This is a genomic window from Pantoea phytobeneficialis (assembly GCF_009728735.1).
Taxonomy (GTDB): domain Bacteria; phylum Pseudomonadota; class Gammaproteobacteria; order Enterobacterales; family Enterobacteriaceae; genus Pantoea; species Pantoea phytobeneficialis.
In genome coordinates this window covers 3,218,614-3,243,983 of sequence record NZ_CP024636.1, presented here as the reverse complement: position 1 = coordinate 3,243,983, position 25,370 = coordinate 3,218,614, and the positions used below count along the sequence as shown (strand labels likewise).

Here is a 25,370-nt window from a genome sequence, read left to right as displayed (position 1 = left end):
TCTTAGAACTGGTAAACCAGGCCCAGTGCTACGATGTCGTCGGTGTTGATACCGGCAGCCTGGGTGAAGTTGTTGTCGTCCAACAGGTTGATCTGGTAGTCAACATAGGTGGACATGTTTTTGTTGAAGTAGTAGGTCGCGCCTACGTCGATATATTTTTTCAGGTTCTGGCTGCCATAACCTTCGATGTCTTTACCACGAGAGGAGACGAAGGCCAGAGACGGACGCAGACCGAAGTCGAACTGGTACTGTGCAACCAATTCCCAGTTATCCGCTTTGTTGGCGTAGCCATAAGCTGAGGCATCGCTGGAACCGAAGCGGGTCGCATTATAGGAACGGGTGTACATTGCCGCCAGATAGATGTTGTTGGCGTCATATTTCAGACCACCGGTGTAGGCATCAGCACGATCGCCACGACCGAGGATACCCGCAGAACCGCCGTTCTGGTTGTTGGTACGGTCAGACGACATCATCGCAGCACCAACACCGAAGCCAGCACCGATATCATAGGTGGTGCTCAGACCGTAACCGTCACCGTTCTCACCCAGTACATCACGGCCAGATGAAGATTCAGTCGGGTTATCGTTTTTGCCCTGATACTGCACAGCAAAGTTCCAGCCATCAACCAGGCCGAAGAAGTTGCTGTTGCGGTAGGTCGCCAGGCCGTTGCTACGCTGGAACATAAAGTTGTCCGCACCGTAGGTGTCACCACCAAACTCTGGCAGGACGTCGGTCCATGAACCGATGTCATACAGCACGCCGTAGTTACGACCATAGTCGAATGAACCGGCGTCGCCAAATTTCAGACCAGCAAAACCAACACGGGTAAAGCTGTTAGCGGTGCCTTGTGACTCAGCGGTGTTCAGCGCAGCCTGGTACTCCCACTGACCATAACCGGTCAGTTGGTCGGTGATCTGAGTTTCACCTTTAAAACCGAAGCGCAAGTAAGACTGGTCACCGTCACTGCTGTCGTTGTCGGAGAAATAGTGCAAACCGTCAACTTTGCCGTAGAGGTCTAATTTGTTGCCATCTTTATTGTAAATTTCCGCTGCATTTGCAGCGCCTGCTACCAGAAGCGCAGGAATCATCAGGGAGAGAACACGAAGTTTCATTTTATTACCCTCTGTAATGTGCCTTATTTATGCCACTGCGAGCTGAGCGAATAAAAATCAGCCGGCAATCCATTGTTATTTTATACCGGGCAATAATCTATCATGAAAATGATACTAAATTTCCAAAAGTGTTTCATTGTATTAAATAGATATTTCTAAATGTAAATATAGGGGAACTAATAATCAGCACGCATCGGTAAAAAATATAGCACGTATTGATAAACCGATTTTTTATCCTTTAAAATCAATAAAATGAACAACACCACCTTTCAGCACTGAATGATAAAACTTTTCAGCCATCAGAGAATACAATTACCCCCGCTATCATCATTTATTTCATTATTACCTTCATTCACCCCGAATGAGATGTTTACCCTAAATTCCCGCCGGACATGATTGTCCGGCATTTTTTTATCCGAATTTCACTTCAATTTGTCATTTTCCGTAAACTTAGTTGACTGGGTACAATTAAGGCAATCCTGAGATCACATTAATTGCTTAATTCCGCACATTTTGTTTAATAATAAAATAAAAAAGCGGAATGTTAATTTCCGCTCGTAACAAAGTTAATTGGAATTATTTGCGGACTGCAATATTAACGTCTACAGATTACTTCTTCGAATTTATTCAGCGAGTTAAACCAACCCCTAATGATTGGTTTATAGCCGTTTTTATTTATAGTAGCTTCGGCGTCACAGATAATCAGTGCCAAAATAAACTCGCCATATCACGACCAGGACTTAAGCCATTATTTCCCGGTCAGCAACAGGGCAGCGCTCAGGCAAGTTTCTCATCAACTCGTGACAGATATCACAAATTCCTTTCTGACCACCCTGCCCTTTTTCAGCTAACCTTTTGAATCTACGTTGGATAATTTGAGTTAAGTTCAATCAACTCGCTTCCCCGACTCCAGGAAAGTTCTGGAAAAAAAATGCAGCGTCGTAAAAGTCGGTAAAATGCCCTCCTAATCCTGATTTTCGATGGCACGGTACGGGTCTTTAAACCCGCGCAGCACCTGCTGTTGCGGCGAGTTGATGCTAAAATCGCCCTTTTTATATAGAGAAAGATAATAACCTCATGACAGCACTGGACGCCGCACAACAGCCACAAGACGCACGCCATCTGCACTGGTCAACCCGCACCGTCTTCCTGATCAATGGTCTTGGCATGTCAGCCTGGGCTCCTCTGGTGCCGTTCGCCCGCGACCGCCTGCATTTATCCGGCAGTATGCTGGGCGCGTTATTGCTGTGCCTGGGTATTGGTTCTCTGGCTGCCATGCCGGTCACCGGCAAACTGGTGGCTCGTTTCGGCTGTAAACGGGTGATGCTGTGCTCCACCGCGCTGGTGCTGGCGATGTTGCCGCTGCTGGCAACCTCCCACCACACTTTATTGATGGCGCTGACGTTGATGCTGTTTGGTGCCGGGTTAGGTACGCTGGACGTGGCAATGAACTATCAGGCGGTTGAGGTCGAAAAGGCTGCGCGCCGTCCGATGATGTCCGGCTTCCACGCCTTCTTTAGCCTGGGAGGCATTCTGGGGGCCGGGACGGTGAGTCTGCTGATGAGCGCAAGTTTGTCGCCGCTGGCTGCCGTTGGTGTGGTGATGCTGGTGATGGTGTTGTTGTTGCTGCGCAGTCAACCCGGCATGATGACCACCCGCCTGCATCAACCCGATCAACCCTGGCTGGTACGTCCGCGCGGCTGGGTGGCGTTTCTCGGCTTGCTGTGCTTTATCCTGTTTCTGGCGGAAGGGGCAGTTCTCGACTGGGGTGCGTTGCTGTTGTTACAAAGCCCGGAGATGACACCCAGCCTGGCCGGATTGGGTTACGCGGTGTTTTCTGTCGCCATGACGCTGGGGCGTTTCACTGGCGATAAGATTATTCAGCGTTGTGGTCGTTACCCGGTGATGCTGGGCGGTGCGCTGGCTGCCGCCGCAGGGATGACGCTTGCCGTGTTGATCCCCTGGCCGTTAATGGCGCTGCTGGCATTTCTGTTGGTCGGCTTCGGCCTCGCCAATACGGTGCCAATGTTGTTCAATGCGGCAGGAAATCAACACGATATGCCGTCAAATCTGGCGATTTCCGCCATGACAACCTTAGGCTATGCAGGTATTCTTTCAGGTCCGGCTTTGATCGGATTGATATCCCAGTGGATCAGCCTGAGCGGCGCATTTCTGCTTATCGCCCTGCTGCTGCTGGCCGTGGCTGCCAGTGCCCGACTGGTTGCGCGATAATTTCAGGTGCCTGAGACGCTATGCTGCCTTACAAATTCCCTCTGACATCCGGCAATGTGACCCGCTTTTTTGTGGTGTTCAACCTGGTGCTTTTTCTGGCGCTGGGCGCAATGGTCCACAACAGCGTCAACGCCTGGGTGACAGAAAAACGCTACGCCATGACCGATCTGGCCCGCGCCATGCAGAAACGCATCGATGCCTATCGCTTCGCCACCTGGCAGATCTATGAAAACCTTGCGACCAGTGCGGCTGGCTCTGCGCCGAACAGCAGTTTGCAGGAAACCCGTCTGCGCCCGGATGTCTATTATCTGGAAAAAACGCGCCGTAAAACCGAAGCGCTGATTTTTGGTTCTCACGACAGCAGCACGCTGGACATGACCATGCGCATGTCCAACTACCTCGACACCCTGTGGGGCGCAGAGAATCCAACCTGGTCGATGTATTTCCTCAATGGTCAGGATAATAGTCTGATCATGATCTCTACCCTGCCGCTGAAAGACATGGCGACACGGTATAAAGAAAGCGCCATCAATTCCCTGGTGGACAGTCGCCGTGCTGAGATGCTGCAACAGGCCAATGCGCTGGATGAGCGCGAAAGCTTTTCGCCCCTGCGGCATTTCGCCTGGCAGAACGATCATTACTTCACTCTGCGCACCACCTTTAATCAGCCGGGCCATTTAGCGACGGTCGTGGCTTTTGATTTACCGGTGAATGATCTTATTCCACGCAGCATGCCGCTGGAGAATTTCCAGTTGCGTCAGGACGCGACTCAGACCAGCAGCACCGATGACGAATCCAGCGAAAGTACGCATGTTTCGTTGGTAAACCCGAATCTGGAGATTGCCGCTTCGCTGCCCAGCACCTCATTGCAGCTGGTTTATCGTGTGCCGCTCACCAGTCTGGCGCTGGATACCCTGCGTAATCTGCTGTGGCCGCTGCTGATCAATTTGGTGCTGTTCCTGCTGTCGATTGCGGGGATCACCCTGCTGCGCCAGCAGTCACTGCGCCCGAATGAGAACCAAAGCGCTGAGCTGGACTCGCTGCGCATGTTGAATGAGGAGATTGTCGCCAGTCTGCCGGTCGGACTGCTGGTGTATGACTTCGCGACTAACCGCACTCTCCTCAGCAACAAAATCGCCGAACATCTGCTGCCGCATCTGAATCTGCAAAAAATCATCAATATGTCAGATCAGCATCAGGGTGTGTTACAGGCCACGATCAATAACGAAGTGTATGAGATCCGCCATGCCCGTAGCGTACTGTCGCCACATACCCAACTGTTTATGATGCGCGATCAGGATCGCGAACTGCTGGTGAACAAAAAGCTGCAAAAAGCCCAGCAGGTACTGGATCGTAACCACCAGATGCGCCAGCAGTTGATGCATAACCTCGGCCATGCGCTACATCGCCCACTGGAAAGTATGGTGATGCAACTGGTGCAACTCAGCCAGCGTGACGATGATGAAAGCGTGCTTGACCTGCTCGACGAAAGTCAGGGTCTGGCACGTCTGGTTGATGACATCGTGCTGCTTAATCGTCTGGAGGCACATGACTGGTCACCGGATGCCAGCCGTTTTAACCTGCAAGAATTGTTAGATGAGATCGCGCTGGAGAGTCTGCCGCTGCTGCGCCGTAAAGGACTGGCGTTGGTCGTGAATAATCACCTCGCCAATGATGAAATGCGCTTCGGCGATCGTCGGGCACTGCGAAAAGTGCTGACCACCCTGATGCATTACTCATTGACCACCACGCAATGGGGCAAGATCTCGCTGGAGATCAAAGCCAACGAAGGCAAAGCAGACCGTATCCTGCTGCAACTGGTGGACACCGGCTCGGGACTGACCGTCGATGAGTTGTCCAATGTCGATTTCCCGTTCCTTGGCGATACCACCCAGGACCGCTTTGGTCAGGCATCGGGGATGGCCTTCTTCCTGTGTAAACAGCTGTGCAAGCAGATGGGCGGCACCCTGGAGATTGTGGCGAAACCGGATATTGGTACGCGTTACAATATTCAACTGCCGCTGGCGCTGGAGCAGCAAACCGAGCAGGAAGAGAAACTGCTGGAAGGCGTCAGCGTGCTGGTGGATATCGCGATGGAAGATGTGCACAAAATTGTTTGCCGCCACCTGGAGAACTGGGGGGCGAAATGCCTGACCTCTGACGAACGCTTGTCAGGGCAGGAACATGATGTGCTGGTCACTGACGATCCGGCCCGACTGAGTGGTTGGGCGTTGTTACTGGCCGGTGACGAAATGGGTCACCACGCACTCAATGATCAGCAGTTCCGTGTCAATTTTAATCTCAGCAATGCGCTGTTGGATGCACTACTGGCGCTGATCGAGAAGCAACTGGCCCATGATTTGATGGAGGAGAATAACGAAGATGAGACTGCCACACCGCTACTAAGCGGAGGCTATTTTCAGCTGTTTACCGAGACAGTACCGCCTGATGTCAAGAGACTGTATACTGAGGCGGCGGAGAAGGATTACCCCTCGCTTGCTCAGACAGCGCATCGCCTGAAAGGCGTGTTTGCCATGCTAAATCTGGTTCCAGGTAAACAGCTTTGTGAAGAGTTAGAACAGCACATTAAAGTATGTGACGATTCAACCATTAAAAATACCACCAGTGACATTGACACTTACGTCAATCAACTGCTGCAGCAAGGTAACCCATAAGATGAATAACTTGAATGTAATTATTGCCGATGACCATCCAATTGTTCTGTTTGGTATCCGTAAATCTCTGGAACAGATTGAATGGGTCAACGTTGTAGGTGAGTTTGAAGACTCAACAGCACTGATTAACAGCCTGTCCAAACTGGATGCCAATGTCCTGATCACTGACCTCTCCATGCCTGGCGAGAAGTACGGCGACGGTATCACCCTGATTAAATACATCAAACGTCACTATCCGGATCTCTCGATTATCGTTCTGACCATGAACAATAACCCGGCGATCCTGAGTGCCGTGCTGGATCTCGATATCGAAGGGATTGTGCTGAAACAGGGTGCACCAACTGACCTGCCCAAAGCACTGGCCGCGTTGCAAAAAGGCAAGAAGTACACGCCGGAAAGCGTCGCCAAGCTGCTGGAAAAAATCAGCGCGGGTGGTTACGGCGACAAGCGCCTGTCACCTAAAGAGAGCGAAGTTTTGCGTCTGTTTGCTGAAGGCTTCCTGGTCACCGAGATTGCCAAGAAACTGAACCGCAGCATCAAAACCATCAGTAGCCAGAAGAAGTCGGCGATGATGAAACTGGGCGTGGATAACGATATCGCGCTGCTGAATTATCTCTCTTCGGTCAGCGCCACGCAGGTCGATAAAGAGTAATCCCTGGCAGGCGGTGCTAACGCACCGCGTGTTCTTGATAAGACTATCCAGTAGCGGCGCGATTTATCGCGCCGTTATGCATCGGGAATGAAGGTCAGCCTTCCCGCGTCTTCCGCACCCGCTCTGCGTAGATCGCCAGCGTGGTTTTCAACACATCCAGCGTCACCGGTTTGGACAGACAATTATCCATCCCTGCCTCCATACAACGCTGTTTCTCTTCTGCCAACGCATTCGCCGTGACGCCAATCACCGGGAACGCATGTCCCAACTGACGTAGACGTTGCGTCAGACGATAACCATCCATATTCGGCATATTCACATCGCTTAACACGATATCGATATGGTTACGGCTCAGTACATTCAATGCATCAACGCCATCCTGCGCGGTTTTCACCTGATAGCCCAGCGTACCCAGCTGTTCTGACAACAACATACGGTTGATAGGATGGTCATCGACAATCAGCACCATGATGTCTTCATAACTGGCCTGTTCCGCCACAGCCCCCGGCAACGCCAGTGGTGCGGAGGTTTCGCTGTCGATAGCAATGCGATAAATACGTCCCAGCAGCACCGGCAATTCATGCAGCGTGGCGCTACTGTGCAGCCATAATCCCGGCTCGCTTTCCTGCGGCATATCAATATGTTCCCCGCTGATGCGAATGCGGGCTCGCAGGCTGTGGCCTGGCGCATCATCATGATCGCTGATCATCACATCATCGCTCCCTGCCCGGCCCTGATAGCGCGCCACCTGCATCCCCTGTTGTTGCAGCAGTCGCAGCAGGAAGCTGGCGAGGTAATCATTACGCAAATCGAGCCAGATCGCTTTTTCCTCCAGCCCCTCCAGCAACGGTGGCGGTGGCTGATGCCCGGCGTAGATCGGGATACGCACCACAAACTGACTGCCCATGCCTGGCTCGGAATCCACCTCGATATCGCCGTCCATCATGTTGATCAATTTTTCGCAGATAGCCAGTCCGAGGCCAGTCCCCTGGAAGTTACGCTGCACGCCACTGCCGACCTGGAAGAACGGATCGAACAAACGTGTTACCTCTTTGGCCGGAATTCCAACACCGGTATCACGCACGCGGAATGCCAGATACCCTTCGTGCTGGTAAGCATGCAGGATGATACAACCGGTATGCGTGAACTTGATGGCGTTATTTAACAGGTTGGAGATCACCTGTTGCAGGCGTAGCGGATCCCCCTCCAACGCCAGCGGTACATCGTTTTCGATAAACACATACAACGCCAACCGCTTGCGAACCACCAGCGAGAGGTAGTTGCCGACGATATGGTTGATCACTTCACGCGGTGAGAACGGACGCGGTTCGATTTTCAGCTGTTCCGACTCAATTTTCGAGAAGTCGAGAATGTCGCTGATAATTTTCAGCAGCAGACTGGAGGAGTTGTTCATCGCCGTGACCAGCGAATCAACCCCCTTCGGCAGTGCTTTGGTTTGCAACAGATCAAGGTTGCCGATGATGCCGTACAGCGGCGTACGTAATTCATGGCTGACGGTGGCAAGGAACATCGATTTCGATGCACTGGCCTGTTCCGCCGCCTGCGCCATCTCCTGCAACGACTGCTCCATGCGCACACGCGCTGAGACATCCACCAGCACGCAAATGGCGACGTTTTCGTTGCGGTAGCGTGAATGGACAAAGCTGATTTGCAGGTTGGTGTTACTGCCGGTCAGCACGTCAACAAAGTTCACCTGCTGCCCGCCGATGATCTCGTTCAGACGCTGTCGATCTTCCTGAGTCAGCAATGTCAGATAGTTATGCGCCAGTTCATTACTCAGGATATTGGTGCCGTCGCTGGTGCGCAAAATACAGATGCCAACCGGCGCCGAGGCGACAATTTTACGGTTGAACTGCTCATGCTCCTCCAGCCGATGCGCATTGTCTTCCGCCGGTAAAAACATCCGGCGTTCAAACACCCAGGCGAGGGTAAACAGCAGCAGTGCGCTGAAAATATTCAGCAACAGCGCATTAATCAGCATCAGTTTTAGCTGATCGACCAGGACATCGGTGGAGAGTGACCACACCACATTGAGGTCAGAAGGCGGCAGCGGTTTCTTCAGCACCAGTTGGCGGTAGCCGTCGAGATAGCCGAACCAGGTTTTGTCATCCGGAAGATCGTCGAGCGAGTAGCCAGGTCCCCCGCGACGCGAGCTCAACAGCGGGCGGTAGTTATCATCGGTGATGGTCGCCACCAGCGGCAGGCCGCCTGGCTGAATAAACTCATCGAGCCGGATATTTTGTTCCACCCCGAGTAACGCCTGAAGCTTGTTGGCGACATAGACCGGCATCACCATGTAGAAGCTGCCAACGCCGGGCTGCGAGCTTTCGGTGATCCAGTACATCGGATTACGGCGTTCGTCTTCGTTACTGCTGCGATAGTGCAGCACACGCTCGCGCAGTATCTTCAGGCTGCGTTCGCGATCCATCGTATTGCTACCGATGGTGAAATCCGCCAGACACTGATTTTCTCCGCCGATAAAGAACACCCGGTTCAGCTCATAGGCCGAAGCAAAGTTACTTTTCCAGTAGTTGATGTAGTAACTGAGTGAGTCGAGAGAATTGCGCCAGGTGCTGCTCATCGAGGTGCAATCACCGTCGGAAAATAACGGGGTAAATTGCGGCAACGTACCTTTACTGGTCGGGATGCCGTTAAGTACATCGAGGCCGCTGGCGCTGCTGGTCAGGCGATTTTCCGTGATGTATTTCAGTTCACGCATCACATCCGCCGAATGGCGCACATACCACTCCGCCTGGCCATAGTTGATATCGAATTCCTGACGAACCGCGTTCTCTTTCTCGTGCAGCACATTGATGATGTAAAAAGTGGTCAGCAGCGCACCCAGCGACCAGAGCAACAGCGCCAGCGCGCGAAACAGGTAGCGCGAAATGCGCAGCGTGGTGCGAAACGAGACGAGATATTTCAAAACAGGCTCAACTCACGGTAATAATCATGGCGAAACACTAGCTTTATCATCCCTTAAAAGCCAGTCAAAGCGCTCTTGGTGGCGAAAACTCTGAAAAAGAAACGGCAGGTCGGTTGCCCTGACCTGCCGTTGATTTTCAAGATTACGAATTACTCTTCTTCATCCGCATCTGGCGCGTCATCGTCATTATCGACTTCCGGCGTGATATCGTCATCGCCTTCCGCCACACTGCCGTCGATGGAATCCAGTTCTTCTTCTTCCACCGGTTCAGCAACGCGTTGCAGACCCACCACGTTTTCATCTTCTGCGGTACGAATCAGAATCACACCCTGGGTGTTACGACCCACCACGCTGACTTCCGATACGCGGGTACGCACCAGGGTACCGGCATCGGTGATCATCATGATCTGATCGCTGTCGTCCACCTGCACCGCACCGACCACCGGTCCGTTGCGTTCGGTGACCTTAATCGAGATCACACCCTGCGTGGCACGGGATTTGGTCGGGTATTCGCTGTTGGCGGTACGTTTACCGTAACCGTTCTGCGTCACAGTAAGGATGGCACCCTCTTCACGCGGCACAATCAGCGACACCACTTTGTCGCCTTCGGCCAGCTTGATACCACGAACGCCCGAAGCAGAACGTCCCATTGCGCGCACTGCCGACTCGGCGAAGCGCACCACTTTACCGGCGGCTGAGAACAGCATGGTTTCGTCGCTACCGTTCGTCAGCGCCACACCGATCAACTCATCGTCTTCACGCAGGTTGATGGCAATGATGCCGGCACTACGTGGACGGCTGAACTCCTGCAACGCCGTTTTCTTCACGGTACCGTCAGCGGTCGCCATAAAGATGTTGAAGCCTTCGGTGTATTCACGCACCGGCAGAATGGCGGTGATACGCTCGTTGGCTTCCAGCGGCAGCAGGTTGACGATTGGACGTCCACGCGCACCACGGCTGGCTTCCGGCAACTGATAGACCTTCATCCAGTAGAGACGGCCACGGCTGGAGAAGCACAGAATGGTGTCGTGGGTGTTAGCCACCAGCAGACGGTCGATAAAGTCTTCTTCTTTAATACGGGCTGCGGATTTGCCTTTACCGCCACGACGCTGGGCTTCATAGTCCGACAGCGGCTGGTATTTGACATAACCCTGATGCGACAGCGTCACTACCACATCTTCCTGATTGATCAGGTCTTCGATGTTGATATCGGCGCTGTTGGCGGTGATTTCGGTACGACGTTCGTCACCGAACTGATCGCGCATCGCCACCAGTTCTTCGCGGATCACTTCCATCAGGCGCTCAGCGCTTTGCAGGATGTGGATCAATTCCGCGATTTGGTCGAGCAGCTCTTTATATTCATCAAGCAGCTTCTCGTGCTCCAGGCCGGTCAGTTTCTGCAAACGCAGATCCAGAATCGCCTGAGCCTGTTGTTCCGTCAGGTAATACTGACCGTCACGGATACCGAATTCTGCTTCCAGCCACTCCGGACGCGCCGCGTCATCACCAGCACGCTCCAGCATGGCAGCCACGTTGCCGAGATCCCACGCCTGAGCGATCAATCCGGCTTTCGCTTCTGCCGGGGTCGGCGCGCGACGGATCAGCTCGATAATCGGATCGATGTTGGCCAGCGCAATCGCCAGACCTTCAAGGATATGGGCACGGTCACGCGCTTTACGCAGTTCGAAAATGGTACGACGCGTCACCACTTCACGACGATGGCGGACAAAGGATTCCAGAATCCCTTTCAGCGTCATGATTTTCGGCTGGCCCTGATGCAGCGCCACCATGTTGATGCCGAACGAAACCTGCAACTGCGTCAGCGAGTAGAGGTTATTCAGAACCACTTCACCCACAGCATCGCGTTTGATTTCGATGACGATACGCATGCCGTCTTTGTCAGACTCATCACGCAGCGCGCTGATGCCTTCAACACGCTTCTCTTTCACCAGCTCGGCAATCTTCTCGATCAGGCGCGCTTTGTTCACCTGATAGGGAATTTCGTGAATGATGATGGTTTCGCGGCCGGTTTTGGCATCGGTTTCCACTTCGCCACGGGCGCGGATGTAGATTTTGCCGCGACCGGTACGGTAAGCCTCTTCGATACCACGGCGACCATTGATAATGGCGGCGGTCGGGAAATCGGGTCCCGGAATGTACTCCATCAGCCCTTCAACGCTGATGTTTTCATCGTCGATAAAGGCGAGGCAGCCGTTAATCACTTCCGTCAAGTTGTGCGGCGGAATGTTGGTCGCCATACCTACGGCGATACCGGACGAACCGTTCACCAGCAGGTTAGGAATTTTGGTCGGCAAGACTTCAGGGATCTGCTCGGTGCCGTCGTAGTTCGGCACGAAGTCGACCGTTTCTTTCTCCAGGTCAGCCAGCAGCTCATGGGAAATCTTCGCCATACGCACTTCGGTGTAACGCATAGCTGCGGCGGAGTCGCCGTCGATGGAACCGAAGTTACCCTGACCGTCAACCAGCATGTAACGCATGGAGAACGGCTGCGCCATACGGACAATGGTGTCGTAGACGGCGGAATCACCGTGGGGGTGATATTTACCGATAACGTCACCGACCACACGGGCGGATTTTTTATAGGCTTTGTTCCAGTCGTTACCCAGTTCGCTCATGGCAAAAAGCACACGGCGGTGCACCGGCTTCAGGCCGTCACGGACATCGGGTAAGGCTCGGCCAACGATGACCGACATGGCGTAATCGAGATACGAGTTTTTCAACTCTTCTTCGATATTGACCGGTGTAATTTCTCTCGCAAGGTCGCTCATGGAGCCGCTATCCCTCTACATAATCCCGGAATTCAAAGGTGCGAAAGTATATCACATTGCTTACATGGGGTGAATGTTAAGCGCGGTTTAATGCGGCTTTTCCTTCGTTCTGAGAGGTGCGCAGGCCGCGCTTAAGCGTTTATACTGAAGCCACATTTTGTCTGGAGTCATGATTCAATGAATGAACAACCGCAGGAAAGCCGCCAGAACGTCGATCACAACGAAATTGCCAAGTTTGAGGCAGTCGCATCGCGCTGGTGGGATTTAGAGGGTGAATTCAAGCCGTTACACCGGATTAATCCCCTGCGTCTTGGCTGGATTGCCCAGCACAGCAACGGCCTGTTTGGCAAAAAGGTGCTGGATGTCGGCTGCGGTGGCGGCATTCTGGCAGAAAGCATGGCGCGTGAAGGTGCCGATGTCACCGGGTTAGATATGGGGGCTGAACCGCTGGAAGTGGCGCGTCTGCATGCGCTGGAAAGCGGTGTCAGCGTCAATTACGTCCAGCAAACGGTGGAAGATCACGCCGCCAGTCACGCCGGTGCATATGATGTCGTCACCTGTATGGAGATGCTGGAGCATGTGCCCGATCCGCGTTCGGTGGTACTGGCCTGCGCGCAACTGGTGAAACCAGGCGGCGAAGTATTCTTCTCCACCATTAACCGCAACCCCAAAGCCTGGCTGCTGGCGGTGTTCGGTGCCGAATATGTGATGCGCATGGTGCCGCGCGGCACCCATGACGTGAAGAAATTTATCCGTCCGGCCGAGTTGCTGAACTGGGTGGATGAAACCCCGCTGCGTGAACAGGGGATGATTGGTCTGCATTACAACCCGCTGACCAACCAGTTCCGCCTGGGACGCGGGGTGGATGTGAATTATATGGTGCATACGCATCGTCAGATGTAATGGCACCTTGCGCGATGAATCGCGCCGCTACAATTTGTTCTTAGCCCTGTAGCGGCGCGATTTATCGCGCATAAGACAAACTAGGCCGGGAATATCCCGTTAAACACCGTTTTCTTTCTCGGCTCGGACATCAGCGCCTCCAGCGCGTCGACACAGGCGAGATAGTGCGGTGTTTTTTTATGCGCCAGCACCGCCGCTTCATTGGCGTAAGCTTCGTAAATAAAAAAACGCGTCGGTACGTTGCTATCCTGCAACACATCAAAACGCATGTTGCCCGGTTCCTGCACCGCGCCTAGATGATTTTCGCGAAAAACCCGTAGAAATTCGTCGATACAGTCGGGTTTGACGTTAATCTCAACCAAAGTGACTTCCATTCGCCTGCTCCTTAAAAATCGTAGTTATCGATGTTGTCTTTGGTAAATACCACCCGCTCCGGCAACAGCACGATGCCGTTGTCTTTGGCCTCATAATTGTAGCCCTGCACGCTGTTGTCTGAGACTGTCACTTTCCCCACGCCGGGCACCTCCAGGGTATCGCCCGGATTAAGGTTGCCCTTCAGCAGTTGGTTGGCAACCGCGATAGAGATTTTGCCCTGCTTCACCACGTCCCACAGGCCAAACTGTTGCACCGTACCGCGTTTGACATAAGGCCGCATCACGTTCGGCGTACTGAAGCCGACAATGGTGACATTCTTGCGCCCGAGGTTTTCCGCCGCCTGCGCCGCTGCCGGTAACGCATTGGCATCCGGGGCGATAATCGCATCCAGATCGTTCCAGGATTTCAGAATACCTTCGGCGGTTTGCAACGATTTGGTGGCATCGTTATAACCGTACTGCGTGGTGACGATCTCCCAATTCGGATGATCTTTGGCAATCTTCGCTTTGGCTTCTTTAACCCACTGGTTTTGGTCCGTCACCGTTGGGCTGGAGTAGAAAAACGCCACCTTCGCTTTGTCCTTCTTCACCTGGCTGGCCGCCATATCCACCAGCATGCCGCCCAATTGTGTCGGTGTGCCCTGATTAATGTAAATCGAGCGGCATTCCGGTTTGGTATCGGAATCCCAGGTCAGCACCTTCACGCCACGTTGCATGGCGCGTTTCAATGCCGGACACAGCCCGTCTGGTGAAACGGCCGCCACCACAATGGCGTTGTAACCCTGATTGACGAAGTTGTTGATCATCTGAACCTGGCCGGAGACGCTGGGTTCGGTCGGGCCGTCGTAAGTCACATCTACCCCGAGGGCCTGACCCGCGTCCGTGGCCCCTTTGCCACCGCTGGTGAAATAGCCCACGCCCACCAGTTTCGGGATAAAGGCGATTCGCTCGGCTGCCTGCACGCTAAAGCTCACGCCGAGCACACAGCAAAGCGCCAGTGATAAACGCTGCATTTTCATCATTTTTACTCCTGGTAAGATGTGCGTTCCCGCGTGAAGCGTGCACACAAGCGCCGGCTAAGCTGGCGCACAATGCCTGGATTCAGGCTCCAGGAGCGTCCGATCACCGCAAGAATCAACAAAGCACCCGCAAGCGCACTGCTGACCTGACTCGACACTCCCACCATTTGCAAGCCCTGCTGCAAAAACCCAATCACCAGCGTCGCCAATGCGGTGCCCAGCACCGAACCTGCTCCGCCGTAAATATTTGCCCCGCCCAGCACCACCGCGGTGATAGCAGGCATCAACAAGGGGGCGCCGAGATCGGCACGCGCCGAGCCAAAATAGGCACTCATCACCGCCGCCGCGATGGCGGATGCCAGGCCAACCAGGCTGTAGAGCAGCAACAAGGTGCGATTCACCGGCAGCGCGCCGTACCGTGCCGCACGCAGGTTCTGCCCCAGCAAAAACACATAACGCCCGGTACGGGTGCGATGCATCAGCAACCAAAACACCAGACACAACAGCGTAAATATCAGCAAGGGCATGGGGATACCGAGCGGGGTGAGATTGGCTAAATCGGTAAAGGTCGCCGGAAAGTCTCCGATGCCTTCAAAACCGGTCGCCCCGACCAGACCAGAGAGCAGCAACGCGCCGCCGCCGTAGAGATAAAGGGTGCCCAGGGTAATCACCAGCGGGTTGACGCCGGTCCACAGAATCAGGGCACCGTTGAGCCATCCACACAGGCTGCCGAGCAGCAGCGTGCACAACAAGGCGACAGGCAACGGCCAGTGACTCTGCAACATGATGCCGAGGGCGATGGCACACAAGCCGGTGACCGCCGCAAAGGAGATATCGATACCCCCACTGACAATCACCAACGTCAGCGGCAACGCCACAATGCCGACGGTGATAAAATCGCTGGTGCTGAACAGTAAGGTGTCGATATTCAACATCCGGGGGTTGGCCCAGCCGAACAGCAAAATCTCCAGAACCAACAGCAGCGCCAGCGCCCCTTCCCAGTTCAGATAGCGTTTCATTCCGTCGCTCCCCGGCGCGTCGCCGATGTCGATCTGGCTTTAGCTGCGCTTTTTTTTCGCACCGGGGGCGTTAAAAAACGCGTATAGCGCTGACGATGTAAACGGCGCGCCAGCGCCTGACGTAAACGCCCATCAATCACCAGCACCAGCAACAACACCAGGCCAGAGATAAAATCGTTCCACCAGGCGGGCAGCCTGAGCAACACCAGCACGCTGTCGATTTGCGTCAGGAACCACGCGCCAAGTACCGCTCCCAGCAAGGTGCCGGAACCTCCCAGCAGGCTTACGCCACCGAGCACGCAGGCGGCAATCGCTTTCATCTCCATGCCGGTGCCGGTTTGATTGGGTACAAAGCCAATTTGTGCGGCGAACACCATCCCGGCCAGCGCCGCCATCGCCCCGTTGACGGTAAACGCCAGCAGGCGAACCTGATGCACCGGTACGCCTAACTGACGCGCCCCTTGCAGGTTATCGCCAGTAGCGTAAAAGTTACGACCTGCCGCGCTGCGGGCGAGGAATACCATCATCACCACGGCAATCAGCAGCACCATGATCCCCAACGGGGACAGGCCGCCAAACAGCGGTACGGCCAGGGTTTTCAATTGCTCGGGCAGCCCTTCAATCCATTTGCCGCCGGTCAGGAGCAACATCAGGCCACGGTATAACCCGAGGGTACCGAGCGTGGCGACAATTGCCGGTATGCGCAACCCAACCACCAGCACGCCGTTAAACAACCCGGCCAGCATACCGCTGGCCAGCGTCAGTAAGCAGGCCAGCGGCAGCGCCATCCCCTGATTCAGCAGGATGCCCAGCACCGCCGCGCACAACCCCATTGTGGAACCACTGGAGACATCGATGTTGCGCGTCAGCAGGACCAGCGTCGCCCCCATTGCCAACAGGATGGCGATCTGCGCACTGCCAAAAATCATTCCCACCAGTTGCAGACTGGCAGTTTGCCGATCCAGCAACCACGGCAGCAGAAATAAAAGCAGGATCGCCAGCAACGTGCTCAGTTCACGGTGGGTTTGCAGATATTTCAGCATCAATGTTCTCCTGCCGCCTGAGCGTGACGTCCCCAGGCCATCTGGATAATATTTTCAGCGCTGACCGCCGACTGCGTTAATTCGCCGACCCACTCGCCGTGATGCATCACCACCACGCGATCCGCCAGTTGCGCCACTTCATCCAGATCCGAGGAGATGATGATCAAACCAATCTGCTGCGCCACTACCGAGCGCAGCAGCTGATAAATGTCAGCGCGGGCCGCCACATCCACCCCGCGCGTCGGTTCATCGACGATCAGGACTTTTGGCATCGCTTCCAGGCAATTTGCCAGCAGCAGCTTTTGCTGATTGCCGCCGGACAGGGTACGCGCCAGTTGGTCACAGCGGCTAAATTTGATGCCCAGCGCTCGCTGGTAACGCGTCAGTACCGCCCTCTCCTGCGCAGGTCGCAGCCACCAGTTACGGCGCGGCAGGGTTAACGCGGTAACGTTCCACGCCAGTGGAGCATCCGGGTAGAGGCCGGAGGTTTGCCGATCTTCAGGCAGGTAAACCAGCCCGGCGCGCAGCCGTTGCGCCGGCGACATTGCCAGCAGCGATTGTTGCTGCAAATGCGCCGATCCACTGCTGGCCGGACGCAAGCCATACAGGGTTTCCGCCAGCTCGGTGCGTCCGGCACCGACAATGCCTGCCAGCCCGAGAATCTCTCCCGCCTTCACCTGGAGAGAGATCTCGCGGAAGCCTTCACCGCTCAAAGCCTCCACCTGCAACAACACCTCGCCTTTGCGGCCCGATGGCGAATTACCTGCCTGCAACCACAGTTGCTGTTCCGCGCTGAGCGGCGGCTGTCGTTCTGGTGGCATCATCGCGGCCACCAGCGCGTCATCATTAAGGACGTCAATGTTGTCGTGCAGCACCACGCAACCATCGCGCATTACGCTAACCTGATGTGCCAGCGCGCGGATTTCCGGCAGCTTGTGGGAAATAAACACCACGCCAACGCCTTGCGTGGCGAGCTGGCGGATCAAACGAAACAACCGATCGGTTTCTACCGGCGTGAGTGAGGCAGTGGGTTCATCGAAGATCACCACCCGGGCGTCACGCATCAGACCACGCAAAATCTCGACCTGCTGCTGGTCAGCCACGGCCAGGGAGCCAGCCTGCGCATCCAGCGGCAGCGTGCTGCCCATCTGACCGAGTAAACGTTGCAGTTTCTGCTGATCGGCCTGCGCACGCGGCAGGCGAAACAGGATGTTTTCACGCACCGTCAGACTGGGAAACAACAACGGCTCCTGCGGCACCAGATAAATGCCGCGTTGATGCGCTTTGGCAGGGGTCATCAGGGGAAGAGTCTGCCCGGCGAGCAGGATCGTGCCGCTATCCGGCTGTTCAATTCCGGCGATGATCTTCATCAGCGTTGATTTGCCGGCGCCATTCCCCCCCAGCAGCGCATGGATTTGCCCTGCATGCAGTTGAAAATCGATGTCCCGCAATACCGGCACGCCGGAGAAGGCCTTACTCACTCCGGTGATTTGCAACAGCAGGCTGCTCTGCCCCATCACGACTCCCGTTACGAACAAATGATTTTTAAAACACATTATGTTCACAATCCTGGATAAGCTTTTTCGATAAAACTCTCGCAGCGGTCACAGATTGTTATTTCGCCATGATGGCGCGTATGATTGTGGCTGACTTGTTGAGCGAACTGCCAGCAAGGTCACATTTTCTTTACGATCCCGAACGAACAATTGATTTACTTTTTATAAAGTGTTCATCATGAAAAGCGATCTTAACCCGGCAACGGGTCTGACTGTGGAACACAGTATGAGTGAAGAAGAGCTACTGGCGCGTACCGCCTGGTTCTATTACCACGACGGACTGACACAGAACGAAATTGGTGAGCGGCTCGGTTTGACGCGCCTGAAAGTGTCGCGCCTGCTGGAAAAAGGCCGTCAGTCGGGCGTGATCCGCGTCCAGATCAACTCCCGTTATGAGGGCTGCCTGGCGCTGGAACATGCGCTGCTTGAGCGATTTAACCTTAAGCAGGTCCGGGTGCTGCCGCAGCTCGATAGCCCCAACCTCAGTCAGCGACTGGGCGTGGGGGCGGCACAAATGCTGATGTCGCTACTCCAGCCGCAGCAACTGCTGGCGGTGGGATTTGGCGAAACCAGCATGAACACGCTGCAACATCTGAGCGGCTTTATCGCCTCGCAGCAGATCCGCATGGTGACGCTGTCCGGCGGCGTGGGGCCGTATATGACCGGGATTGGTCAGTTAGATCCGGCGTGCGGCATCAGCATTATCCCCGCGCCGCTGCGCGCTTCCAGTGCCAGCGTTGCACAAATTCTGCGCCACGAGCGCAGCGTGCAGGACGTAATGCTGACCGCCTGTGCTGCCGATGTGGCGATCGTCGGCATCGGGGCGATCGGTCAACGTCAGCAGGCGACGATTTTGCGCTCGGGGTATATCAGCGAAGGTGAGCAATTGATGTATGGCCGTAAAGGCGCGGTGGGCGACATCCTCGGCTACTTTATGTGTCATGACGGGCAACTGGCTGAAGCGATGCCCATCCATGATGAATTGATTGCCGTTAGCCCTGACGAGCTGGCGACGATCCCCACCGTGGTCGGAGTGGCCGGTGGTGCAGAGAAAGCCGAAGCGATCATTGCCGCGCTGAAAGGCAAACGCATTAATGCTCTGGTGACTGAAGAGGGAACAGCCCGCGCGATGTTGGCGTTATTGTCGTAGCCCTGCGGCGGGGTCGATCCGGTCAGATTATTGCAGGAGTTACTGAGATGACGATATCCCACGCCCCGCATTTAATGGCGCTCGACGCCGGTACCGGCAGCATTCGAGCCGTGATTTTTAACCTGCAAGGCGAGCAGGTTGCCGTCGCACAAGCGGAATGGCAGCACCTTGCCTTGCCCGATGTGCCCGGATCGATGGAGTTTGATCTGGCAAAGAACTGGCAGCTCGCCTGCCAGTGCATTCGCCAGGCGCTGCACCAGGCGCAACTGCCTGCCAGCGCGATTCGTGGCGTGGCCTGTTGCTCAATGCGTGAAGGTATCGTGCTGTATAACAAGGCTGGTGATGCCATCTGGGCCTGTGCCAACGTCGATGCCCGTGCCAGCCGCGAAGTCAGCGAACTGAAAGAGATCCATCACGGCGAGTTTGAGCGGGAGATCTACCAATGTTCCGGGCAGACGTTGGCGCTTGGCGCGATGCCACGTTTGCTGTGGCTGGCGCACCATCGACCGGATATTTATCGTCAGGCTTCCACGCTGACGATGATCAGCGACTGGCTGGCGAAATGCCTGAGCGGCGAACTGGCCGTCGATCCTTCCAATGCCGGTACCACCGGTTTGCTTGATTTATACACCCGCAACTGGCGTCCCGATCTGCTTGAGATGGCGGGCCTGCGCGGCGATCTCCTGTCACCGGTAGCGGAGACCGGCACGCCGATCGGAGCGGTCACCGCTGAAGCAGCCGAGGCGTGTGGGCTGCGGCAAGGGACGGTCGTCGCCGTGGGTGGCGGTGATGTCCAGCTCGGCACCCTGGGGCTGGGTGTCGTCAACGCCGGAGAAACTGCGGTGCTGGGCGGCACATTCTGGCAACAGGTGGTGAACCTGCCGCAGCCACAGGTCGATCCGGCGATGAATATTCGCATCAATCCCCACGTCATTCCGGGGATGGCGCAGGCTGAAGCCATCAGCTTTTTTACCGGACTGACCATGCGCTGGTTTCGCGATGCCTTTTGTAGCGAAGAAAAATTGCTGGCAGAACGGTTGGGTGTCGATTGTTACAGCCTGCTGGAAGAGATGGCGGCGCGCGTTCCGGCAGGTGCCTGGGGAGTGATGCCGGTGTTCTCCGACGCCATGCACTTCAACAAGTGGTATCACGCCGCCCCCTCGTTTATTAACCTTTCTATTGACCCTGAACGTTGTAATAAACAAACCCTGTTCCGCGCGTTAGAGGAGAATGCCGCCATTGTCTCAGCCTGTAACCTCGACCAGGTGGCTGCCTTTTCCGGCGTCCGTGCGCCGCATTTGGTGTTCGCCGGCGGGGGTGCCAAAGGCAAGCTGTGGAGTCAAATCCTGAGCGATGTCACCGGCCTGACGGTAAAAGTGCCCCAGGTCAAAGAGGCCACCGCGCTGGGCTGTGCGATTGCGGCGGGGGTGGGAGCCGGGCTGTACCCCAATCTGGCGGAGACGGGGCGTGATTTGGTGCGCTGGGAGCGGGAGTTTACCCCCAATGCGACTAACCATGCTTTGTATCAACAGCAAAAGACCGTGTGGCAGAAAGTGTATGCGGATCAGCTGGCGTTAGTGGATAACGGGCTAACGACTTCGATGTGGAAAGCGCCGGGGTTGTAAAGAAGTGCGCGATAAATCGCGCCGCTACGAATGGGTGCACACGTCGGAGCGGTGCGATTCATCGCACAAAACTGCATCTTGATTTCATAAAAACTTCATAAGAAAAACCAGAAAAGTCCGACTGTGCGTAGCTTATGCTGCCATTTTTTCACCAGAAATTTGGCTTGCCGGAGAGGATTGCATAAGAAATACGCGCTCGATCAAGTTCTGAAAAAAATCTCCAATTTGGTTGACACGGGGTCGGGCCTTATAAGACAAGGCCTAAGAAATTTCGCAAAAATTACAACCCCTCGATACATCATTTTTTCCTCTTGTTAACCCGCGTTAAAATACTAAAATATGCCTCCATGTAGTTATGACTTCCCCCTTCAGCCCCTAGATGTAGTGTTTATCCACAACATTATTCACAATGAATATGCTGTGTATAAACCGGGGTTTCTTTTAATTTTTGGATACTCACGCAAAGGTAAAAACGCGACATGAACCAAAGTCTGCTCGTTACTAAACGCGATGGCCGCCAGGAGCGCATTGATCTCGACAAAATTCACCGGGTACTGGACTGGGCAGCCGAAGGTCTGAACAACGTCTCAGTGTCACAGGTTGAGCTGCGTTCCCACATTCAGTTCTATGATGGGATTCGAACTTCAGATATTCATGAGACCATCATCAAGGCCGCTGCAGACCTTATTTCTCGCGATGCCCCGGATTATCAGTACCTTGCCGCACGCCTGGCGATTTTCCACCTGCGCAAGAAAGCCTACGGCCAGTTTGAGCCGCCAGCGCTTTACGATCAGGTAGTTAAAATGGTCGAGATGGGCAAATACGATCGCCATCTGCTGGAAGACTACAGCAAAGCAGAGTTCGAGCAGATGGACAGTTTTATCGACCACTGGCGCGATATGAACTTCTCCTATGCCGCCGTCAAGCAGCTGGAAGGTAAATACCTGGCGCAGAACCGCGTTAGCGGTGAAATCTACGAAAGCGCGCAGTTCCTGTACATTCTGGTCGCAGCATGCCTGTTCTCAGGTTATCCGCGTGATACACGTATGGATTACGTCAAACGTTTCTATGACGCAGTCTCGACCTTCAAAATCTCGCTGCCGACGCCAATTATGTCTGGCGTGCGTACCCCGACTCGTCAGTTCAGCTCTTGCGTGCTGATCGAGTGTGGCGACAGCCTGGATTCCATTAACGCCACCTCCAGCGCGATTGTGAAATACGTTTCGCAGCGTGCCGGTATCGGTATCAACGCCGGTCGCATTCGTGCGCTGGGTAGCCCGATTCGTGGCGGTGAAGCGTTCCATACCGGCTGTATCCCGTTCTACAAACACTTCCAGACCGCCGTGAAGTCCTGCTCGCAGGGCGGTGTGCGCGGTGGTGCCGCTACCCTGTTCTACCCGATGTGGCATCTGGAAGTGGAAAGCCTGCTGGTGCTGAAAAACAACCGTGGTGTTGAAGGCAACCGCGTGCGTCATATGGACTACGGCGTGCAGATCAACAAGTTGATGTATCAACGCCTGCTGAAAGGTGAAGACATCACCCTGTTCAGCCCGTCTGACGTACCGGGCCTGTACGACGCGTTCTTCGCCGATCAGGACCAGTTCGAGCGTCTGTACACCACCTATGAAAAAGACGACAGCATTCGTAAACAGCGTGTCAAAGCGGTTGATCTGTTCTCACTGATGATGCAGGAACGTGCCTCCACTGGCCGTATCTACATCCAGAACGTTGACCACTGCAACACCCACAGCCCGTTTGATCCGTCCATCGCGCCGGTACGTCAGTCCAACCTGTGTCTGGAGATCGCCCTGCCGACTAAGCCGCTGGACGACGTTAACGACGAAAACGGTGAAATCGCCCTGTGTACGCTGTCAGCGTTCAACCTCGGCGCGATTGATAGTCTCGACGATCTGGAAGAGCTGGCGATTCTGGCGGTACGTGCGCTGGATGCCCTGCTCGACTATCAGGATTACCCCATTCCGGCCGCGAAACGCGGTGCGATGGGCCGCCGTACCCTGGGTATCGGCGTGATTAACTTCGCCTACTACCTGGCGAAAAACGGCGTGCGTTACTCTGATGGCAGCGCCAACAACCTGACGCATAAAACCTTCGAAGCGATTCAGTACTATCTGCTGAAGGCGTCGAACGAGCTGGCGAAAGAGCAAGGTGCCTGCCCGTGGTTCAACGAAACCACTTATGCGCAGGGCATTCTGCCGACCGATACCTATAAAAAGGATCTCGACAGCATCTGCAACGAACCGCTGCACCTCGACTGGGAAACGCTGCGTGAGTCGATCAAAACGCACGGTCTGCGTAACTCAACGTTGTCGGCGCTGATGCCGTCAGAGACGTCATCGCAGATTTCGAACGCCACCAATGGCATCGAGCCGCCGCGCGGCCACATCAGTATCAAAGCGTCGAAAGACGGTATCCTGCGTCAGGTAGTGCCGGAGTATGAGCGTCTGAAGGATCAGTACGAACTGCTGTGGGAAATGCCGTCTAACGATGGTTACCTGCAACTGGTTGGTGTGATGCAGAAGTTTATCGACCAGGCGATTTCGTCGAACACCAACTACGATCCGAGCCGCTTTGCTAACGGCAAAGTACCGATGAAGCAGCTGCTGAAAGATCTGCTGACCGCTTACAAGTTTGGCGTGAAAACCCTGTACTACCAAAACACCCGTGACGGTGCTGAGGATGCACAGGACGATCTGGCCCCCTCCATTCAGGACGACGGCTGCGAAAGCGGCGCTTGTAAGATTTAATCAGAGGCGGAGCTGCGGCTCCGCCCACATTTGGACATCCCTATGGCTTACACCACATTCTCACAAACCAAGAATGACCAACTGAAAGAGCCGATGTTTTTCGGTCAGTCGGTTAACGTTGCCCGTTTCGATCAGCAGAAATATGACATCTTTGAAAAGCTGATTGAGAAGCAGCTCTCCTTCTTCTGGCGTCCGGAAGAAGTGGACGTGTCGCGCGATCGCATCGACTATCAGGCGCTGCCGGATCACGAAAAACACATTTTTATCAGCAACCTGAAATATCAGACGCTGCTGGACTCGATCCAGGGTCGTAGCCCGAACGTGGCGCTGCTGCCGCTGATCTCCATCCCGGAGCTGGAAACCTGGGTGGAAACCTGGGCGTTCTCTGAAACCATCCACTCACGTTCCTATACCCACATCATCCGCAATATCGTTAACGATCCGGCGCTGGTGTTTGACGATATCGTCACTAACGAGCAGATCCTTGCCCGTGCGCAGGATATCTCCAAGTATTACGACGATCTGATTGAGATGACCAACTACTGGCATCTGCTGGGTGAAGGCACCCATCAGGTCGCGGGTAAAACCGTGACCGTGGACCTGCGTTCGCTGAAGAAACAACTCTACATCTGCCTGATGAGCGTCAACGCGCTGGAAGCGATTCGCTTCTACGTCAGCTTCGCCTGCTCGTTTGCCTTTGCCGAGCGTGAGCTGATGGAAGGTAACGCCAAAATCATCCGTCTGATCGCCCGTGACGAAGCGCTGCACCTGACCGGCACCCAGCATATGCTGAACCTGATGCGTACTGGCGAAGATGATCCGGAGATGAAAGAGATTGCGGCCGAATGCCGTGACGAATGCTATGACCTGTTCAAGAAAGCAGCCGAACAGGAAAAAGAGTGGGCAGAATATCTGTTCAGCGGCGGTTCAATGATTGGCCTGAACAAAGACATTCTGTGCCAGTACATCGAGTACATCACCAACATCCGTATGCAGGCGGTCGGTCTTGACCTGCCATTCCAGACCCGTTCGAACCCGATTCCGTGGATCAACAGCTGGCTGGTGTCTGACAACGTGCAGGTGGCACCGCAGGAAGTTGAAGTCAGTTCCTATCTGGTCGGCCAGATTGACTCGGAAGTGGGCGAAGACGACTTTAACGACTTCCAACTCTAAGTATGAGCCGTTCCGTTGTTATTCTGCGTAGCTCTGGCACCCGACTGGAGTGCGCAGAAGATCATCCTAATCTGCTGGCAACCCTCGAAGCGCATAATGTCTGCGTCGAGTATCAGTGTCGTGAAGGCTATTGCGGTTCTTGCCGTATGCGTTTGCTGAAAGGTGAAGTGCAGTACGCCGAGACACCGCTGGCTTTTATTCAGCAGGGCGAGTTTCTGCCCTGCTGCTGTAAAGCCAACGGCGAGATTGAGATTGAGTTGTAGCGACGCGCTTTATCGCGCAATCCGTGCGCCTGACGGAAAAAGCCGCGCGATAAATCGCACCGCTACAACCGAG

General features: G+C 54.8%; 17 protein-coding genes. 9 read left to right on the top strand and 8 right to left on the bottom strand.

From position 1 onward, the window contains the following. Window positions 1-2 precede the first annotated feature (2 nt). Window positions 3-1,112 carry a porin OmpC gene (ompC, locus tag CTZ24_RS15035; RefSeq protein ID WP_208723931.1) on the bottom strand — a complete coding sequence of 370 codons (1,110 nt, stop codon included), beginning with the start codon at window positions 1,110-1,112 and terminating at the stop codon, window positions 3-5. 1,077 nt (window positions 1,113-2,189) lie between these two features. Here ompC and CTZ24_RS15030 point away from each other — a divergent pair. The 3 genes from CTZ24_RS15030 to rcsB are packed head-to-tail and all read left to right on the top strand — an operon-like array spanning window position 2,190 to window position 6,671. After that, the gene (locus CTZ24_RS15030) at window positions 2,190-3,344 is read left to right on the top strand and encodes an MFS transporter (RefSeq protein WP_208723930.1); all 1,155 of its coding nucleotides are present in this window, start codon (window positions 2,190-2,192) and stop codon (window positions 3,342-3,344) included. Window positions 3,345-3,367: 23 nt separating this feature from the next. After that, entirely contained in the window at window positions 3,368-6,019 is a 2,652-nt protein-coding gene (gene rcsD / locus CTZ24_RS15025; protein ID WP_208725565.1) for a phosphotransferase RcsD, read from the top strand. Window position 6,020: 1 nt separating this feature from the next. Then, window positions 6,021-6,671, top strand: a complete 651-nt coding sequence (rcsB, locus tag CTZ24_RS15020) for a response regulator transcription factor RcsB (RefSeq protein WP_013509853.1) — start codon at window positions 6,021-6,023, stop codon at window positions 6,669-6,671. 94 nt (window positions 6,672-6,765) lie between these two features. On the opposite strand, the gene rcsC is transcribed toward rcsB, so the two are convergent. Beyond that, complete coding sequence (gene rcsC / locus CTZ24_RS15015; protein WP_021185049.1) at window positions 6,766-9,618, bottom strand: two-component system sensor histidine kinase RcsC; 2,853 nt, start codon at window positions 9,616-9,618, stop codon at window positions 6,766-6,768. 149 nt (window positions 9,619-9,767) lie between these two features. Then, window positions 9,768-12,407 (bottom strand): DNA topoisomerase (ATP-hydrolyzing) subunit A, encoded by a 2,640-nt coding sequence (gene gyrA / locus CTZ24_RS15010; RefSeq protein WP_208723929.1) that lies wholly within the window; start codon window positions 12,405-12,407, stop codon window positions 9,768-9,770. Between the two features lie 177 nt (window positions 12,408-12,584). Here gyrA and ubiG point away from each other — a divergent pair, with 177 nt between their 5' ends. Next, window positions 12,585-13,310, top strand: a complete 726-nt coding sequence (ubiG, locus tag CTZ24_RS15005; protein ID WP_021185051.1) for a bifunctional 2-polyprenyl-6-hydroxyphenol methylase/3-demethylubiquinol 3-O-methyltransferase UbiG — start codon at window positions 12,585-12,587, stop codon at window positions 13,308-13,310. Window positions 13,311-13,390: 80 nt separating this feature from the next. Here ubiG and lsrG read toward each other — a convergent pair whose 3' ends face one another. The 5 genes from lsrG to lsrA are packed head-to-tail and all read right to left on the bottom strand — an operon-like array spanning window position 13,391 to window position 18,282. Continuing rightward, the gene (gene lsrG / locus CTZ24_RS15000; RefSeq protein ID WP_208723928.1) at window positions 13,391-13,684 is read right to left on the bottom strand and encodes a (4S)-4-hydroxy-5-phosphonooxypentane-2,3-dione isomerase; all 294 of its coding nucleotides are present in this window, start codon (window positions 13,682-13,684) and stop codon (window positions 13,391-13,393) included. Window positions 13,685-13,695: 11 nt separating this feature from the next. Then, window positions 13,696-14,703 (bottom strand): autoinducer 2 ABC transporter substrate-binding protein LsrB, encoded by a 1,008-nt coding sequence (gene lsrB, locus CTZ24_RS14995; RefSeq protein ID WP_208725564.1) that lies wholly within the window; start codon window positions 14,701-14,703, stop codon window positions 13,696-13,698. 5 nt (window positions 14,704-14,708) lie between these two features. Next, complete coding sequence (gene lsrD / locus CTZ24_RS14990; RefSeq protein WP_208723927.1) at window positions 14,709-15,722, bottom strand: autoinducer 2 ABC transporter permease LsrD; 1,014 nt, start codon at window positions 15,720-15,722, stop codon at window positions 14,709-14,711. Further along, on the bottom strand, window positions 15,719-16,765 hold the full coding sequence (lsrC, locus tag CTZ24_RS14985) for an autoinducer 2 ABC transporter permease LsrC (RefSeq protein ID WP_208723926.1): 1,047 nt from the start codon (window positions 16,763-16,765) through the stop codon (window positions 15,719-15,721). Before lsrC ends, lsrD begins: the two co-directional genes overlap by 4 nt. Beyond that, a complete protein-coding gene (lsrA, locus tag CTZ24_RS14980; RefSeq protein ID WP_208723925.1) occupies window positions 16,765-18,282 on the bottom strand; it encodes an autoinducer 2 ABC transporter ATP-binding protein LsrA in 1,518 nt (505 codons plus the stop codon). Before lsrA ends, lsrC begins: the two co-directional genes overlap by 1 nt. 217 nt (window positions 18,283-18,499) lie before the next feature. Here lsrA and lsrR point away from each other — a divergent pair, with 217 nt between their 5' ends. The 5 genes from lsrR to yfaE all read left to right on the top strand — a co-directional run bounded on the left by lsrR (window position 18,500) and on the right by yfaE (window position 25,297). Then, window positions 18,500-19,471 carry a transcriptional regulator LsrR gene (gene lsrR, locus CTZ24_RS14975; protein ID WP_208723924.1) on the top strand — a complete coding sequence of 324 codons (972 nt, stop codon included), beginning with the start codon at window positions 18,500-18,502 and terminating at the stop codon, window positions 19,469-19,471. 47 nt (window positions 19,472-19,518) lie between these two features. After that, entirely contained in the window at window positions 19,519-21,096 is a 1,578-nt protein-coding gene (gene lsrK, locus CTZ24_RS14970; RefSeq protein WP_208723923.1) for an autoinducer-2 kinase, read from the top strand. Window positions 21,097-21,575: 479 nt separating this feature from the next. After that, window positions 21,576-23,861: a class 1a ribonucleoside-diphosphate reductase subunit alpha gene (nrdA, locus tag CTZ24_RS14965; RefSeq protein WP_021185059.1), complete on the top strand. Its 2,286-nt coding sequence runs from the start codon at window positions 21,576-21,578 to the stop codon at window positions 23,859-23,861. A 42-nt stretch (window positions 23,862-23,903) separates the two neighbouring features. Beyond that, a complete protein-coding gene (gene nrdB / locus CTZ24_RS14960; protein WP_021185060.1) occupies window positions 23,904-25,034 on the top strand; it encodes a class Ia ribonucleoside-diphosphate reductase subunit beta in 1,131 nt (376 codons plus the stop codon). 2 nt (window positions 25,035-25,036) lie between these two features. Beyond that, a complete protein-coding gene (yfaE, locus tag CTZ24_RS14955; RefSeq protein WP_021185061.1) occupies window positions 25,037-25,297 on the top strand; it encodes a class I ribonucleotide reductase maintenance protein YfaE in 261 nt (86 codons plus the stop codon). Window positions 25,298-25,370: the final 73 nt, after the last annotated feature.